Origin of the sequence: Streptomyces humi, from assembly GCF_001005085.2 — a bacterium.
GTDB classification, from domain to species: Bacteria; Actinomycetota; Actinomycetes; order Streptomycetales; family Streptomycetaceae; genus Streptomyces; species Streptomyces humi.
This window is the reverse complement of the sequence record NZ_LBMU02000214.1, coordinates 1-324: the sequence shown is the minus strand read 5'-3', so window position 1 is coordinate 324 and position 324 is coordinate 1. Positions and strand designations below refer to the sequence as shown.

Here is a 324-nt window from a genome sequence, read left to right as displayed (position 1 = left end):
CGGGCGCTCTTGAGGAGCGCGGTGTGCTGGGTGGGGGTGAGCTTGGCTTCCAGGCCGCCGGTGCGCAGGGGACTGGGGTGGGGGGCGGCGGGCTGGGCGGTCGCCGGGACCGACTGGATGCCGACGGCGAGGAAGGCCGCGGTGGAGACCAGGGCGGCCCCGACCGTGGCGCGTCTGTGGGGAAGACGTCTCACTCGAACTCCTCCTGCTTCGGCCGCCGGGTCGCGGCCGGTGAGGGACCGGGCAGACGGGTGTGCTGTCCGGGACGAGCTGAGCTGTGCGGGAAACCGGGATCCGGGACCGGGACGCGTGGTCCGTGATCCG

Annotated in this window: 1 protein-coding gene; it reads right to left on the bottom strand. The window is 74.4% G+C overall.

Going from position 1 to position 324, the window contains the following annotated elements; translation table 11 throughout:
- A partial coding sequence (locus AAW13_RS43975; protein ID WP_143145134.1) for a hypothetical protein occupies nucleotides 1-194 on the bottom strand: 194 nt, incomplete at its 3' end.
- Nucleotides 195-324 lie beyond the last annotated feature (130 nt).